Below are 14,665 nucleotides of genomic sequence, written 5' to 3' on the forward strand. Positions count from 1 at the left end.
AAATACGGTCGTGAGTGCGTAGTTGGGTTGGAGCCCACTTGCGCACTCACGACCCATCCCCAGGGGCTGGCTCGTGGATCAGCTGCGGGACGGAGCCGGGGCTTCGGTGGCGAGCAACTGCTGGTAGACGACCTCGTTCACCCAACGCGAGACCGCGGTGTGCTCCACCGGTGGCGCGTCGTCGAAACACCGCCCGTCCAGCTCCACCTGCACGTTGTCGCCGTCCGCGCTGAGCACCGCGATGCCGAACTGGCGAGCGCGGATCAGGCACGTCGAGGTGAAATCGGGGGCCACCGCGATGTCGCGCGGCACCACGATCGCCGCGCTGGCGAACCGGGAGAACGGCACGGCGGCGGTCAGCGCGCTGCGCCAGTGCCGGGCCGGAGCGAGCACGCCGGTGATCCGCGCGGCGGGCGGCGGCACCCGACCGTCCATCTCGGGCCACACCCAGGTGGCGATCTCGGCGCGGTCGAGCACCGGGCCGCTGCTGAAGCACAGCCGCTCGGCGTGCGCGTCCGGGAGCAGTTCGGCGATCGCGATGATCTGCCGCCCGAGCAGTTTCACCGGGGGCAGCACGCTACCCGCCCAACCCAACGTGTCCACCGCCTGCTGGGCAAGCCGTCCCATGGAGTCGGCGAGCCCCAGCGGGGACCGAAGCTGCGTCGTCGAGCAGGCTCGGAGCTCTTCCTCGGTCCAGGCACGTCCCGGAATTCCGGTCACGGCGTTCCGCCTCCCTCATGCACTGCGCTTTGCACTCCACGGCCACCCACAGCGGCGCCACCGTTGACTAAAACAGGTCCGCGCAGGTCTCGCGCTGCTCAACAGGGGGTGCTGCGACCGGCGGCGGGCAACGGTCGGTGACTGGTCGACGAACGACAACAGGACTTCAGTCCAGCGATGCGGCCATTCAGGTGATCCCGCTGCGGCGCCGGCGACGACGACACCGGAAGCGCCGCCAGCCAGGCGGCTGACCGGCGCGAATACCACCGCGGGTGCCTGCCGCGCGGCAGGATCAGTGCGACAGCAGCCCGAGGTTGATCCGCTCCTGCTCGACGAGCCGGTGGCGGATCCCCTCGGCGGCCGGTAACAGCGGCTTGACCAGTTTCGAAACCTCGGCGCGAACGCTGTGCGCCACGACCCCGAGAGCCGCGACGACGACACCGTGCGCATCGTGCACCGGCACCGCGACAGAGCAGTTCCCGAGCGTCATCTCCTCGTTGGCCTGGGCGAAGCCGCGGCTGCGCACGCTCTGCAGCTCGCGGCCGAGGCGGCCCGGCTCGGTGATCGTGTAGGGCGTGTACCGGGACAGCCCGCACTCGCAGTACTGGTGCATCACCACGGCCGGTGCGTGCGCGAGGAGCACCTTGCCGACCCCGGTCGAGTGCAGCGGCAGTCGGCCGCCGCTGCGCGAGATGATCGGCACAGCGCGCGGCGTGGTGAGCTTCTCGACGTAAACCACTTCCATCCCGTCGCGCACGGCAAGGTGGACGTTGTCGTGGGTGCTCTGGCAGAGCTCCTGCATGAACGGCAGCGCGACCTCGCGCAGTCGGCTGTTCACCGGGGCCAGCAGGCCGATCTCCCACAACCGCAAGCCGATCGCGTAGCGGCCCTCGCTGTCGCGCTCCAGCGCACCCCACATCTCCAACTCGCGGACCAGCCGGTGCGCGGTGGCCAGCGGGATCTCCGCGCGGCGCGCGATGGCGGTCAGCGTGAGCCGGACGTGATCGATGTCGAAGGCGGTCAGGACGCTGAGCGCCCGTGCCGTGACCGATCGGCCAGGATCCCGGCTGTTACCCGCCATCGTCGCCTCCCGTACCGCGGTCCAAAACCGCGGGATGCCGGTCGAAGGCAGGAGCGGGGATCGCTCATGCCGCCTCCAGTGTCGTGCGGGACACCCGCACCCGGTCGGCAGCACAGGCAGCGGAAATTGTCGCCCATGCCGCCTCCAGTGTTCACCCGAACGATGCCCAAGCCCAGCACAGCCGACCGCTTCCGCCAAGACCGAAGTTCTGGCTAGTCGAGACCGAGCAGTTCGTTGAACTCCGCGGCCTGCTCGACGTTGGCCAGGTGCGCGGCGTGCGGCAGCACCGCCAACCGGGCATTTGCCCCGATCCCGGCAACGATCGCCGCGCTGTGCTCCGGCGGCGTCGCGGGATCGTCAGCACCAGCGACGACCAGCGTCGGCGCGGTGATGGCGGGCAGGTCGGGGCGCAGATCAACGCGCCCGATCAGCTCCGAGCACAAGGCGTACGCCTCGTCGTCGGTGCTGGCGATCATCGCTGCGTACACCGCGGTCTCGGCGTGCCACTCCCGGAAGTGCGGGGTGAACCAGCGCTCGATGGTCGGCGAAACCAATTCGTTGGTGCCGTGCTCGCGAGCTGCCGCAGCCCGGTCGAGTTCGACCTGCTCCTGCCCCAGGCAGGCGGAGCTGCAGCAGATGGTCAGCCCGTCGATGCGCCCACCGGCATGCGCGCCCAACCACAGGCCGATCATCCCGCCCAGCGAAGACCCCATGACGGACGCCCGCTGCACACCCAGGTGGTCCAGCAGGGCGAGAACGACGGCGGAAAGCCCTGCCAGCGTGTAGGGGCCGGGCAACACCGGCGAACCGCCATGTCCGGGCTGGTTGTACCGGATCACCCGGTAAACCGCGTTGAGCGCGTCGATCTGCGGATCCCACATCTCCCAGGTGCAGCCGAGCGCGTTGGACAGCACCAGAACCGGAGCCTCGGGGTGTCCGGACTCGTGCCACTCCAACCCGAAATCCTGCCACCGACTCAAAAAAGCCCTCCACAGGTCGGCTAATCGGCGGGCAACCCGAGCAGCGCCCGCATCCGCGCGTACTTGCCAGCCAACCGCTCCCGCGTCGCCGCGTCCAAGGCGCCCAACCGCACCGGATCAGCGTTGTGCGCCAGATCGGCCTCCTTGACCAGCAACGCCCCCGGAGTCCCCAAGATCCGGGCGGCGTAGTCAGCGGGTTGCTCACCGACCCGCTTGGTCACGGCGAGCACGATGTCCGTGGTTCCGGCCGGTAGCGGGGCGCCGAGCAGCCACTCCTCGGACACCGCCCCGTCCTCGACGGCATCGTGCAACCAGGCCGCGCTGATCTGGGCGGCACTGCCGCCGCGAGCACGCACCCCATCAGCGACGGCGGCGAGATGCTCGACGTAGGGCCGCCCGGCCTTGTCGACCTGGCGGCCATGAACCCGCGCAGCAAGCGACGCGACCTCGTCGAGCCCCAGCACCCGAACCATCACACCCGAACCGTACAACTTCCGGCCACAACCGATACCAGCAAGAACCCGAAGCCCGGCGTCACCGAACGGCCACGGCCAGGGCCAACACCAGGCATCCGAAGGCGCCGGTGGACGCGAACGCCCGAACGAGGTTCCACCGGACCCAGGGATCCTCGAACCGCCGCCGCACCGCCGAGGTGTCGACGATCTGCTCGACGTCCTCAGCAGCCGCGAGCTCGTCGTTCAACGGGACGTTCACCACGGCGGTGACGACGAACACCACCACGTAGAGCACGAACCCGCCGATGGCCCAGAACAACGCCGCACCGCCGGAGCCGAACCAGAGCAACCCGACGGCCAGCGCGCTGAGAGCCAACCCACCGAGGTAAAGCAGCAGGAAGAACCAGTTGACGATGGCCACGTTGATCCGCTGCATGACGGCGACGAAAGCCTGATCCCCAACGCCCCGAAGCCCAGGCATCACGGCGTAACTGAAACCGGCGAACAACCCACCCATCAACCCAGCGAAAACAACGGCAGCAATCAACACCCCAACAACCACGAAGCCGCCCTCCCCACCAACCCGAAGCGACAACCACCGCAAAACCCGAGCAAGCGCACGAACAAGGACAACCAACCACAAAAATCCAAACCCGAACCACCAAACCCCCCAAACCACCCCGAACCGACACAAGGACGGACCGAGAGCCCCAGCGCCAAGCGACCGCCACGCCGAAATAACCGTTGCCGGACAAGCGAAAGAGGAAGAAACACCAACCAAGAGCCGCAAACCCAGGAAGCAGACAGAAGCCAGGAAGCTGGTTCGCGCACAGGCCGGGAACTCTCCCCAAAGCAAGGAGCCAACGAAAGGCAACCACCGCACCGTGGGGGGCTTGGGGGGCTCGGCCCCCCAACGCAATAACGAGAAGAGCCCCGTCGACGCACTCCGTCGACAGGGCTCTCCCACTCTTCTCGGTGGGCGAGGAGGGAGTTGAACCCTCACGTCCTTTCGGACACACGGACCTGAACCGTGCGCGTCTGCCATTCCGCCACTCGCCCGTGGCTGGTCAGAAGCTTATCTTGCTCGCTTCCAACCGTTGGCGGCGGGGTCGTTCGCACTTTCCCGCTGCCTTGTTGGCGGAAGCAGATTAGCACGGGCTGACGAGCGGCTTCGGCAGGGGGTTGGGCCAGTTGGGAACTGGGCGGTGTCTTGACCCGTTGGCCCAGATACGATGGTCCGGAGGAGTCGTACGCGTGGAGGGAATTTGCCGTGGGCCTCGTGCAGCGCTTTGAGCGCCGACTCGAAGGCATCGTCGGTAACAGCTTTGCGCGCGTTTTCGGCGGAAAGGTCGTCCCACAGGAGGTCGCCCAGGCTCTGCAGCGGGAAGCTGAGCTGCAGGTCCGGGAGCTCGCCGGGGGACGGTTGCTCGCTTGTAACCACTACATTGTGCAACTGAGCCCGTCCGATCACGATCGGCTCACCGGTGATGAGGCCCGGGTGACCGACCTCCTCGCCGACTGCGTTCAGGAGCATCTCACCGAGCAGGGGTGGGACACATATGGTGACGTCGTAGTCTCCCTGGAGCGCTCTGAGACGCTGCACACGGGACAGTTTCGAATCAGCTCGACCGTCGACCCCGACGTGACTCGACGGCCGGCACAACCGCGTACCGCAGGAGACCGACCCATGAGCCAGCCACCAGGCCACTACCCCCAGGGAGACCCGTACAACCAGCAGGGTCAGTACGGCTACGACCAGGGTTACGGCCAAGGCCAAGACCCCAACTACGGCTATGGTCAGCAGCAACCCGGCTACGACCAGCAGGGCGGCTACGGCCAGCAGCCAGGTTACGACCAGCAGGGCGGCTACGGTCAGCAGCCTGGTTACGACCAGGGCTACGGCCAGCCGCAGCCGGGCTACGACCAGGGTTACGGTCAGCAGCAACCCGGCTACGACCAGCAGGGCGGTTACGGCCAACCGCAACCCGGTTACGACCAGGGCTATGGCCAGCCCCCCGCCGGTTATGACCAGGGTTACGGCCAGCCGCAGCCGGGCTATGACCAGGGCTATGGCCAGCCCCCCGCCGGTTATGACCAGGGTTACGGCCAGCCGCAGCCGGGCTATGACCAGGGCTATGGCCAGCCGCAGCCTGGTTATGACCAGGGCTACGGCCAGCCGCAACCCGGTTATGACCAGGGCTACGGCCAGCCGGGCGGGGCGTACCCGCAGTCCGGCGGTTTCCCGGACCAGGGTTACGGCCAACCTGGCGGCGCTTACCCGCAGAGCGCGCCCGGTGGTTACCCCGCGGGCGGTCCGCGCGGCCAGCTCACCGCGACGCTGCACCTCGACGACGGTTCGAACCGCTCGTACACGTTGCAGCACGGCTCGAACATCATCGGCCGCGGCCAGGAGGGGCAGTTCCGGCTGCCCGACACGGGTGTGTCGCGCAAGCACATCGAGATCACCTGGGACGGCCAGAGCGCGATGTTGGCTGATCTCGGTTCGACGAATGGCACCACGGTGAACGGCACGCCGGTGCAAACTTGGCAGTTGGCAGACGGCGACGTGATCAGGGTCGGCCATTCGTCCCTGATCTTCCGCGCTCAGCAGGGCTGAGCTGACGGAAACCGCGTCCGGACACGAGTAGGAGCGTTCACAACAAGTGCCAGAGCTGGTGATGCAGCTGACCAGAGCAGGGTTTCTCGCCCTGCTCTGGTTGTTCGTGCTGGTTGCGCTTCGCGTGGTTCGCTCGGACCTCTACTCGGCGTCCGGGATGCGGGTCTCGATGCCAGGCGCGAGTCGGCTCCCGGGCAAGAAGTCCCGGGGCAAGAGCAAGTCACCCCGCCAGATGGTGGTGACGCACGGCGCTCTGGCCGGTACGCGAATCTCCCTGGACGGCCGTCCGATCCTGATCGGACGCGCCGACGACTCCACGTTGGTCCTCGATGACGACTACGCGTCGACACGGCACGCGCGGTTGTCGCTTCGCGGCTCCGATTGGTACGTGGAGGATCTAGGCTCCACTAACGGCACATACCTCGATCGGGCGAAGGTCACGGGACCGACGAAGGTCCCGCTCGGCGTTCCGATCAGAATCGGCAAGACGGTGATCGAGCTGCGCTCATGACCCTCGTCCTTCACTACGCAGCCCGCAGCGACCGCGGCCTGGTGCGCTCCAACAACCAGGACTCGGTCTATGCCGGCCCACGACTACTCGCCCTCGCGGACGGCATGGGTGGACATGCCGCCGGGGAGGTCGCCAGCAAGGTCGTCATCGCGGCGTTGGCGCCGTTGGACGACGACGAACCCAGCGACGACCTGTTGGGTCAGCTCCGCAACGCGGTGCTGGCCGGCAACGGCGCCATCGCTGAGCTGGTGGCCAACGACCCGGACCTGGAAGGGATGGGCACCACACTCACCGCTGTGCTGTTCGCGGGCAGCAAGCTGGGTTTGGTGCACATCGGTGACTCCAGGGCCTATCTGGTCCGCGACGGCGAGCTGACCCAGATAACCCATGACGACACCTTCGTGCAGTCGCTGATCGACGAAGGCCGGATCACCGAGGAGGAGGCCGCCAACCACCCGCAGCGCTCGCTGCTGCTGCACGCGTTGACCGGCCACGAGGTGGAACCGAGCCTGGCGATCCGGGAGGCCCGCGCCGGTGACCGCTACCTGCTTTGCTCGGACGGCCTGACCGGGCCGGTGAGCATCGAGACGATGGCGGAGGCGTTGCGCATCCCGGACCCGCAGCAGTGCGCGGACCGGATGATCGAGCTCGCCCTCAAGGGCGGCGGTCCGGACAACGTGACTGTGATCATCGCCGACGTCGTCGACGTCGAGTTCGGCGACGACGCCCCGATAGTCGGGGGCGCGGCGGGAAATGGCGATGAGCACCCGCAACCCGATTCGTCGGCGGCGCGCGCGTCCGCGGTGACCATGCCGCGGCCGCAGCCGCAGCGTTTCGAGCCCACCTCACCCCCACCGGAGCAGCCGCGCAAGCGCCGCTGGCTGCGTCCGCTGCTGGTGACGTGCGGCGTGCTCATCGTGTTGGCTGGAGCTGCACTGGTCGGGCGTTGGTGGGTGCTCAACCAGTACTACATCGGCGCGAACGGCGCCGACGAGGTGGTGATCTTCCAAGGCGTGCAGGGCAGCGTGCTCAGCGTCTCGCTGAACTGGCAGGTCGAGACGTCCTGCCCGAGTGGTTCGGCACCGGACTGCAAGCCGATCAAGCTGGCTGATCTGCAAGAGGCCCAGCGGCCGGACGTGCGCAACGGCATCACCGAGGTCAACGGGCTGCAGGAAGCCCGCGAGGCGATGCGACGGCTGCGGATGACCGCGCTGCTGCCGGAATGCCAGCAGCCCGAGCCGACGCCGACACCAACGCCGACTCCCAACCTGAACCCGCCCCCGGGTTCGGTCGTGCCGCCACCGCCCGAGTCCACGCCGGACGCCACCCCGCTGCAGACGGAGGAGCAGAAACCGGGCGTGACCTGCCGGATGGTGAGTTGATGGCACAGCCGGCCACCACGACCGGATCTGCCAGCAGGGCCCCCCGAATCGCCACTCGGCGGGGCACCGAGCTGTTCATGCTGGTCTGCTCGGCGGTGATCGTCACGTTCGCGCTGGTCATCGTGGAGCTGTCGCAGGAGCAGACGATCACCCGGGAGTTGTTCTACTACGGGGTGGCGTTCCTGGCGCTCTACGGTGCGGCGCACTTCGGGGTGCGCCGGTGGGCGCCGTACGCCGACCCGCTGATCCTGCCGCTGGTGTCGTTGATCAACGGGTTGGGCCTGGTGATGCTGCACCGGCTCGACCTGGCCCCGGTGGTCGGCGCGCCGTTCACCGGCAAGCAGATCGTCTTCACCACGGCGGGCGTGGTGCTGTTCATCCTGGTGCTGGCGTTCGTCAAGGACCACCGGACGCTGGCCCAGTACGGCTACACCTGCGGTTTCATCGGGTTGGCGCTGCTGGCGCTGCCCGGTCTGCTGCCGTCGAGCATCTCCGAGGCCAACGGCGCGAAGCTGTGGATCAACCTGGGCTTCCTGTCCATCCAGCCGGGCGAGTTCGCCAAGATCCTGCTGCTGGTCTTCTTCGCATCGTTCCTGGTGTCCAAGCGGGAGCTGTTCACCACCGCGGGCAAGCGGTTCCTCGGCGTGGACTGGCCGCGCCCGCGGGACCTGGCACCGGTGCTCGTGGCCTGGCTGCTGTCCATCGGCATCGTGGTGCTGGAGAAGGACCTGGGCACCTCGCTGCTGTTCTTCGGCATCGTGCTGGTGATGATCTACATCGCCACCGAGCGGGCGGTGTGGGTGTTCCTCGGCCTGTCCATGTTCGCGCTCGGCTGCGTCCTGGCGTTCAACCTGTTCTCGCACGTCCAGGCTCGGGTGAACACCTGGCTGGACCCGTTGGCCGAGGGCTCGCAGAACGACCAGCTCCGCACCGGTCTGTTCGGCATGGCCAACGGCGGGATCGGCGGCTCCGGGCTGGGTTCGGGCATGCCGAACCTGACCTCGTGGGCGGTCAGCGACTTCATCATCTCCGCGATCGGTGAGGAGCTCGGCCTGGTCGGGTTGATGGCGCTGCTGATGGTGTACCTGCTGCTGATGATGCGCGGGCTGCGCAGCGCGTTGGCGGTGCGCGACTCGTTCGGCAAGCTGTTCGCGGGCGGTCTGTCGTTCACCATCGCGCTGCAGCTGTTCGTGGTCGCGGGCGGCGTCACCGGACTGATCCCGATGACCGGTCTGACCGCCCCGTTCCTGGCCGCCGGTGGTTCTTCGATGCTGGCCAACTACGTGCTGGTCGCACTGCTGCTGCGGATCTCCGATGCCGCACGTCGTCCGCAAGCACCCGCGAAGCCGAAGCAGCAGCAGGCGCCGATCGCGGAAGCACATACCGAGTTGGTGGAGCGTCCCAGATGAACAAGCCACTGCGCCGAGTGGCGCTGGCGATGATGGTGATGGTCGTGCTGCTGATGGGCAACGCGACCTACGTCCAGGTCATCCGGGCGGACGAGCTCCGGGAGCACCCGCTCAACAAGCGGACGATGTACGAGGAGTTCGCCCGGGAGCGCGGGCAGATCATCGCCGGTGGCCAATCGCTGGCGAGTTCGACGCCCACCAACGACGACCGCTACAAGTTCCTGCGCACCTACCCGAACGGGCCGCTGTACGCGCCGGTTACCGGGTTCTACTCCTTCTACTACGGCTCCAACGGCGTCGAGCGCGCCGAGGACAAGATCCTCAACGGAACCGACGACAGCATGGCCTTCGGTCGGCTCTCCGACATGGTCACCGGTCGCGAGCCGCGCGGCGGCAGCGTGGAGCTGACCATCAACCCGGCCATGCAGCAGGTCGCCTACGACCAGCTGACCAGCAAGGGCTTCCAGGGTTCGGTGGTTGCGCTGAACCCGTCGACCGGCGAGATCCTGGCCATGGTCAACGCGCCGTCCTACGACCCGAACCCGCTGGCCGCGGTGGACAACAACGCGGTGGCCGAGCAGTGGAACAAGCTGAACGAAGACGCCCGCCAGCCGATGGCCAACCGCTCGGTGTCCGAGCTGTACCCGCCGGGTTCGACGTTCAAGCTGATCACCGCGGCCGCCGCCTTGGAGAACGGCTACAACCCGAACAGCAGGGTGCAGGACGCCGCCACGATCACGCTGCCCAACACCACCACCCAACTGCCGAACTACGGCAGCACGCAGTGCGCGGGCAACACCCTGACGCAGGCGCTGGCGCACTCCTGCAACACCGCGTTCGCCGAGATCGCCGGGCAGCTCGGGCCGGACAAGCTGCGGGACACCGCCGCCGCGTTCGGTTTCGGGCAGGACGTGGAGATCCCGATGACCGTCGCCAAGGCGGACCTCGGTCCGATGGCCGACGCGGCGTCGCTGTACCAGAGCGGCATCGGGCAGCGCGATGTGCGGGTCACCCCGATGGAGAACGCGATGGTGGCCGCGGCGATCGCCAATGACGGCAAGCTGATGAAGCCGCAGTTGGTGAAGGCGACCCGCGCACCGGACATGGCCGAGCTGGATTCCTTCCGGCCGGAGGAGCTGAACCAGGCCGTCTCGCCGGAGATCGCGCGGATGATCCGCGACATGATGATCCAGTCGGAGAAGAACACCAAGGGCACCGGCAAGATCTCCGGCATCGAGATCGCCTCGAAGACCGGCACCGCCCAGCACGGTGACGCCAAGGACCAGCCGCACGGCTGGTACGTCGCGTTCGCCCCGGCGGAGAACCCGACCATCGCGGTCGCGGTGATCGTGGAGAACGGTGGCGACGAGGGCGCCGAGGCCACCGGTGGCTCGATCGCCGCCCCGATCGGCCGGGAGGTCATCCGTGCCGGTCTGCAGGGGGGTGGCTGATCCGTGCTGACCTCCGGCCAGTTACTCGCCGACCGCTACCGGCTCGGCCAGCGCATCGCCGTTGGCGGGATGGGCGAGGTGTGGCAGGCGGTGGACGTCCGGCTGGACCGGACCGTGGCGATCAAGGTGCTGAAGGCGGAGCTGTGCGGTGACGCGGAGTTCCTGCACCGCTTCCGCACCGAGGCCCGGACCACGGCATCGCTGAACCACCCGGGGATCGCCGCCGTGCACGACTACGGCGAGACGGCTGCCATCCCGGACGGGCCGGAGGACACCGCGTACCTGGTGATGGAACTGGTCGAAGGCGAGCCGCTGGCCGCGATCCTGGCCCGCGAGGGCCGGATCAACACCGATCACACGCTGGACATGCTGGAGCAGGCCGGGCGCGCGTTGCAGGCCGCGCACGAGCGGGGCTTGGTGCACCGCGACGTCAAGCCGGGCAACATCCTGATCACTCCCGAGGGCAAGGTGAAGCTGACCGACTTCGGCATCGCGAAGGCGGCCGACGCGGCGCCGGTGACCCGCTCTGGAATGGTGATGGGTACCGCGCACTACATCGCCCCGGAGCAGGCGCTGGGCAACGACGCGACACCGTCCAGCGACGTGTACTCGCTGGCGGTGGTCGGCTACGAATGCCTGATGGGGCACCGCCCGTTCCTGTCCGAGAACGCGGTGACGGTCGCGATGATGCACATCCGCGAGATCGCGCCACCGCTGCCGCCGGACGTGCCGCCGGGCGTGCGGGCGCTGATCGAGGCGACGCTGGCGAAGGACCCGCGGCGGCGCTACGCCGACGGTGGCGAGTTCGCCAACGCCGTCGCGGCGGTCCGCGCGGGCATGCCGTTGCCGACGCCGTCCGCACTGGTCGTGCCGCCGCAGCGGCAGCTGAACGTCAGCGTGTCGAGCACCGGGGTGCACCAGATGCCCGGACAGCTGCCGCCGATGAGCAACACCTACCCGCCGGGGCTGATCCCGCCGCAGGCACCGGCCCCGCAGCTGCCACCGCAGCCGTCGATGGGGCCGCGCAACAACAAGGTGATCATCTGGGTGCTGCTGGCCGTGCTCGCGGTAGCCTTGCTGGTCGTTATCGCCTTGACCACGTACTGGGTCGTCAACCGCGATCAAGGTTTGGGCGAATCCGGCCTCGCACCAACGCAAAATCTGGATTCCGCGGCGGCTTTACGACAAACTTCGCTACGGCACGCGCCCATGATCGGGGCGAGCCTCGCGGGTTGGCCGGACACCGCAGTCGGGGGAATTCCGCACGTCGCCCCGCAGGCGCCGACCGAACGGGGCGAATCGGCATGATGGGACGATCGTTGACAAGGATCGGAACGACGCTTCGATGAGTTCACCTCGACTTCTGTCCAACCGCTACGAGCTCGGTGAGACTCTCGGCTACGGCGGTATGTCCGAGGTGCACCGGGGTCGCGACACCCGCTTGAGCCGGGACGTCGCGGTGAAGATCCTGCGCGCTGACCTCGCCCGCGACCCGACGTTCCAGCTGCGGTTCCGCCGCGAGGCGCAGAACGCGGCCGCGTTGAACCACCCGGCCATCGTGGCCGTCTACGACACCGGCGAGACCGAGTCCGAGAACGGGCCGCTGCCCTACATCGTGATGGAGTACGTCGACGGCCGGACGCTGCGCGACATCGTCAAGACCGAGGGGCCGCTGCCGCCGCGCCGCGCCATGGAGGTGATGGCGGACGCGTCGGCCGCGCTGGACTTCAGCCACCGGCACGGCATCGTGCACCGGGACGTGAAGCCCGCGAACATCATGATCACCCGCTCCGGCGCGGTGAAGGTGATGGACTTCGGCATCGCCCGCGCGCTGGCCGACGGGCAGGCCGCGGTGACGCAGACCGCCGCGGTGATCGGTACCGCGCAGTACCTCTCGCCGGAGCAGGCGCGCGGCGAGGCGGTGGACGCGCGAAGCGACGTCTACGCCTCCGGCTGCGTGCTGTTCGAGCTGCTCACCGGGGAGCCGCCGTTCACCGGGGATTCGCCGGTCGCGGTGGCCTACCAGCACGTCCGGGAGGAACCGCGCAAGCCCTCCGACGTCAACCCGACGGTGCCCGCCTCGCTGGACGCGGTGGTGCTCAAGGCGTTGAGCAAGAACCCGGCGAACCGCTACCAGTCGGCCGCGGAGATGCGCGCCGACCTGGTGCGGGTGCTGTCCGGGCAGCGCCCGAAGGCCCCGATGATCATGTCGGAGGCCGAGCGGACCGCGATGCTCACGCAGTCCTCGTCGACCGAGCTGCTTCCGCCGGGCCGCCACCGGTCGGTGGACCGGGAGCCGGAGCAGGCCAACCCGGAGCAGGAGCGCAAGCGCCGCAAGCACTGGGCGGTCGCGCTCGTCACCACGGCCTGCGTGGCCGTTTTCGCGCTCGCCGCGTGGCTGGTCACCAGCTTGGTCAACAGCGACCCGAGCACGATGGCGGCGCCGGACTTCCGCGGCATGACCCGTGCGGCGGCGCAGTCCAAGGCCGCCGCCGAGCAGTGGCAGGTCTCCTGGAAGTTGTGCCCATCCTCCCCTGACGACGTCGACCGGGTCGTTGGGCAGAACCCGCAGGCCGGGCGGCAGATCGTCAAGGAGGAGCAGAACATCGAGCTCTGCACCGGAACTGGTCCGGCGAGCGTGCAGGTGCCGGACCTGTCCGGGCTGACCCTCAGCGAGGCGGCGCAGCGGCTGGGGGAAGTCGGGCTCAAGCTGGGGCAGAGCCAGGTCCAGGAGACCGACGATCCCAGGTCGTTCGACAAGGTCATGGAATGGGACAGCAGGGGCGAGACCGTTTCCCAGGGGACCACGATCAACGTGGTGGTCGGCAAGGAAGTCGAGACCGTCCCGGTCCCCGACGTCCGCAACCAGCCCTACGAAACCGCGAAGGCGTTCCTGGAAGGCGGCGGGTTCAAGGTCAACCGGCAGGTGCGCGCATCCGACCAGCCAGCGGAAAACGTGATCGACCAGACCCCGGCCGCTGGGAGCAAGGTCCGGCCGGGCTCCCAGATCACCCTGGTGGTCTCCGACGGACAGCAGATCACCGTGCCGTCGCTGGTCGGCATGTCGGCCAGCCAGGCCGAGCAGGCGTTGCGGGCCCGCGGCTGGGACGGCGAAATCGTCGAGGTCCCGCAGCCCACCACGGATCAGAGCCAGAGCGACAGGGTGGTCGGCTCGTCACCGAGCGCGGGGCAGAAGGTCGGCAAGGACCAGCAGGTGACGCTGTACATCGGCGACTACGACCGGAACCCACCCACCAGCACCCCGTCGAACGGTGGCCTCATACCACCGTTCGGCTAGCGGTGGGCGGCCGCGGCGACCTCGCGCATGCCGCGTTCGAGTTCGGTGACCAGGTGCTCGTCCACCGGGTGACCGGCCGAGGCCATCCAGTTCGCCAGCATCCGGTGCCCGCCGTCGGTGAGCACCGACTCGGGGTGGAACTGCACGCCCTCCACCGGCAGCTCCCGGTGCCGCATGCCCATCACGATGCCCGACGCGGTCCGCGCGGTGATCTCGAAATCGTCCGGGATGGTGTTCGCGCGGACGATCAGCGAGTGGTAGCGGGTCGCGATGAACGGCTCCGGCAGCCCGGCGAACACCCCGGCCCCGGCGTGGTGGATCTCGCTGACCTTGCCGTGCAGCAATTCCGGTGCCCGTTCGACGATCCCGCCCCACACCGCGCCGATGGCCTGGTGCCCGAGGCACACCCCGAACACCGGCTTGCGCTCCGCCGCGCACTGCTCGATGAGTTCCATCGAGCGCCCGGCGCGATCCGGTGTGCCCGGACCGGGGCTGAGCAGCACGCCGTCGGCGTCGGCCACTTCGTCGTCGGTGACGACGTCGTTGCGACGCACGACGCAGTCCGCGCCCAGCTGCGCGAGGTACTGCACGAGGTTGTAGACGAAGCTGTCGTAGTTGTCGACGACGAGTACGCGCATTCCGCCAGCGTACGCGGATCGGCATCTCCTTTTCGCCGCCCCTCGCACGTTGCGCGGCAGCTCCGCCCGACCGACTTCGAGGACGGCCTCTAGATCGACACCGTGATTACGTTAACGTGGTAG

At 68.3% G+C, this 14,665-nt stretch carries 13 protein-coding genes and 1 tRNA gene; 7 read left to right on the forward strand and 7 right to left on the reverse strand.

The window, feature by feature from the left end; genetic code table 11:
- Positions 1–78 precede the first annotated feature (78 nt).
- The 6 genes from MOQ72_RS33155 to MOQ72_RS33180 form a co-directional block, all read right to left on the reverse strand.
- Complete coding sequence (locus tag MOQ72_RS33155) at positions 79–720, reverse strand: hypothetical protein (protein ID WP_242189711.1); 642 nt, start codon at positions 718–720, stop codon at positions 79–81.
- A gap of 292 nt (positions 721–1,012) precedes the next feature.
- Positions 1,013–1,801: an IclR family transcriptional regulator gene (locus tag MOQ72_RS33160; RefSeq protein ID WP_242189712.1), complete on the reverse strand. Its 789-nt coding sequence runs from the start codon at positions 1,799–1,801 to the stop codon at positions 1,013–1,015.
- A 212-nt stretch (positions 1,802–2,013) separates the two neighbouring features.
- Positions 2,014–2,781 (reverse strand): alpha/beta fold hydrolase, encoded by a 768-nt coding sequence (locus MOQ72_RS33165; RefSeq protein WP_242189713.1) that lies wholly within the window; start codon positions 2,779–2,781, stop codon positions 2,014–2,016.
- 20 nt (positions 2,782–2,801) lie between these two features.
- A complete protein-coding gene (locus tag MOQ72_RS33170) occupies positions 2,802–3,254 on the reverse strand; it encodes an HD domain-containing protein (protein WP_242189739.1) in 453 nt (150 codons plus the stop codon).
- A 61-nt stretch (positions 3,255–3,315) separates the two neighbouring features.
- The gene (locus tag MOQ72_RS33175) at positions 3,316–3,753 is read right to left on the reverse strand and encodes an anthrone oxygenase family protein (RefSeq protein ID WP_242189714.1); all 438 of its coding nucleotides are present in this window, start codon (positions 3,751–3,753) and stop codon (positions 3,316–3,318) included.
- 459 nt (positions 3,754–4,212) lie between these two features.
- A tRNA-Leu gene (locus MOQ72_RS33180) sits at positions 4,213–4,295 on the reverse strand.
- Between the two features lie 211 nt (positions 4,296–4,506).
- Here MOQ72_RS33180 and MOQ72_RS33185 point away from each other — a divergent pair.
- Genes MOQ72_RS33185 through pknB form a run of 7 tightly spaced genes read left to right on the forward strand, consistent with a single transcriptional unit; the run spans position 4,507 to position 13,904 of the window.
- A complete protein-coding gene (locus tag MOQ72_RS33185) occupies positions 4,507–5,853 on the forward strand; it encodes an FhaA domain-containing protein (RefSeq protein WP_242189715.1) in 1,347 nt (448 codons plus the stop codon).
- Between the two features lie 46 nt (positions 5,854–5,899).
- The gene (locus tag MOQ72_RS33190; protein ID WP_242189716.1) at positions 5,900–6,364 is read left to right on the forward strand and encodes an FHA domain-containing protein FhaB/FipA; all 465 of its coding nucleotides are present in this window, start codon (positions 5,900–5,902) and stop codon (positions 6,362–6,364) included.
- Complete coding sequence (locus tag MOQ72_RS33195) at positions 6,361–7,746, forward strand: PP2C family protein-serine/threonine phosphatase (RefSeq protein WP_242189717.1); 1,386 nt, start codon at positions 6,361–6,363, stop codon at positions 7,744–7,746. Before MOQ72_RS33190 ends, MOQ72_RS33195 begins: the two co-directional genes overlap by 4 nt.
- Entirely contained in the window at positions 7,746–9,155 is a 1,410-nt protein-coding gene (locus MOQ72_RS33200; RefSeq protein ID WP_242189718.1) for an FtsW/RodA/SpoVE family cell cycle protein, read from the forward strand. Before MOQ72_RS33195 ends, MOQ72_RS33200 begins: the two co-directional genes overlap by 1 nt.
- Entirely contained in the window at positions 9,152–10,606 is a 1,455-nt protein-coding gene (locus MOQ72_RS33205) for a peptidoglycan D,D-transpeptidase FtsI family protein (RefSeq protein ID WP_242189719.1), read from the forward strand. Before MOQ72_RS33200 ends, MOQ72_RS33205 begins: the two co-directional genes overlap by 4 nt.
- 3 nt (positions 10,607–10,609) lie before the next feature.
- Positions 10,610–11,914: a serine/threonine-protein kinase gene (locus tag MOQ72_RS33210; RefSeq protein ID WP_242189720.1), complete on the forward strand. Its 1,305-nt coding sequence runs from the start codon at positions 10,610–10,612 to the stop codon at positions 11,912–11,914.
- A gap of 37 nt (positions 11,915–11,951) precedes the next feature.
- On the forward strand, positions 11,952–13,904 hold the full coding sequence (gene pknB, locus MOQ72_RS33215; RefSeq protein WP_242189721.1) for a Stk1 family PASTA domain-containing Ser/Thr kinase: 1,953 nt from the start codon (positions 11,952–11,954) through the stop codon (positions 13,902–13,904).
- Here pknB and MOQ72_RS33220 read toward each other — a convergent pair.
- On the reverse strand, positions 13,901–14,542 hold the full coding sequence (locus tag MOQ72_RS33220; RefSeq protein WP_242189722.1) for an aminodeoxychorismate/anthranilate synthase component II: 642 nt from the start codon (positions 14,540–14,542) through the stop codon (positions 13,901–13,903). The genes pknB and MOQ72_RS33220 overlap by 4 nt on opposite strands.
- Positions 14,543–14,665: the final 123 nt, after the last annotated feature.

It is taken from the genome of Saccharopolyspora soli, from assembly GCF_022678645.1.
Classification (GTDB): Bacteria; Actinomycetota; Actinomycetes; order Mycobacteriales; family Pseudonocardiaceae; genus Saccharopolyspora; species Saccharopolyspora soli.

Bases quoted from the DNA above. Each gene is read 5' to 3' on its own strand.
- MOQ72_RS33160 (WP_242189712.1), bottom strand. From the start codon at position 1,801: ATGGCGGGTAACAGCCGGGATCCTGGCCGATCGGTCACGGCACGGGCG.
- MOQ72_RS33170 (WP_242189739.1), bottom strand. From the start codon at position 3,254: ATGGTTCGGGTGCTGGGGCTCGACGAGGTCGCGTCGCTTGCTGCGCGG.
- MOQ72_RS33175 (WP_242189714.1), bottom strand. From the start codon at position 3,753: ATGGGTGGGTTGTTCGCCGGTTTCAGTTACGCCGTGATGCCTGGGCTT.
- MOQ72_RS33195 (WP_242189717.1), top strand. From the start codon at position 6,361: ATGACCCTCGTCCTTCACTACGCAGCCCGCAGCGACCGCGGCCTGGTG.
- MOQ72_RS33200 (WP_242189718.1), top strand. From the start codon at position 7,746: ATGGCACAGCCGGCCACCACGACCGGATCTGCCAGCAGGGCCCCCCGA.
- MOQ72_RS33205 (WP_242189719.1), top strand. From the start codon at position 9,152: ATGAACAAGCCACTGCGCCGAGTGGCGCTGGCGATGATGGTGATGGTC.
- pknB (WP_242189721.1), top strand. From the start codon at position 11,952: ATGAGTTCACCTCGACTTCTGTCCAACCGCTACGAGCTCGGTGAGACT.
- MOQ72_RS33220 (WP_242189722.1), bottom strand. From the start codon at position 14,542: ATGCGCGTACTCGTCGTCGACAACTACGACAGCTTCGTCTACAACCTC.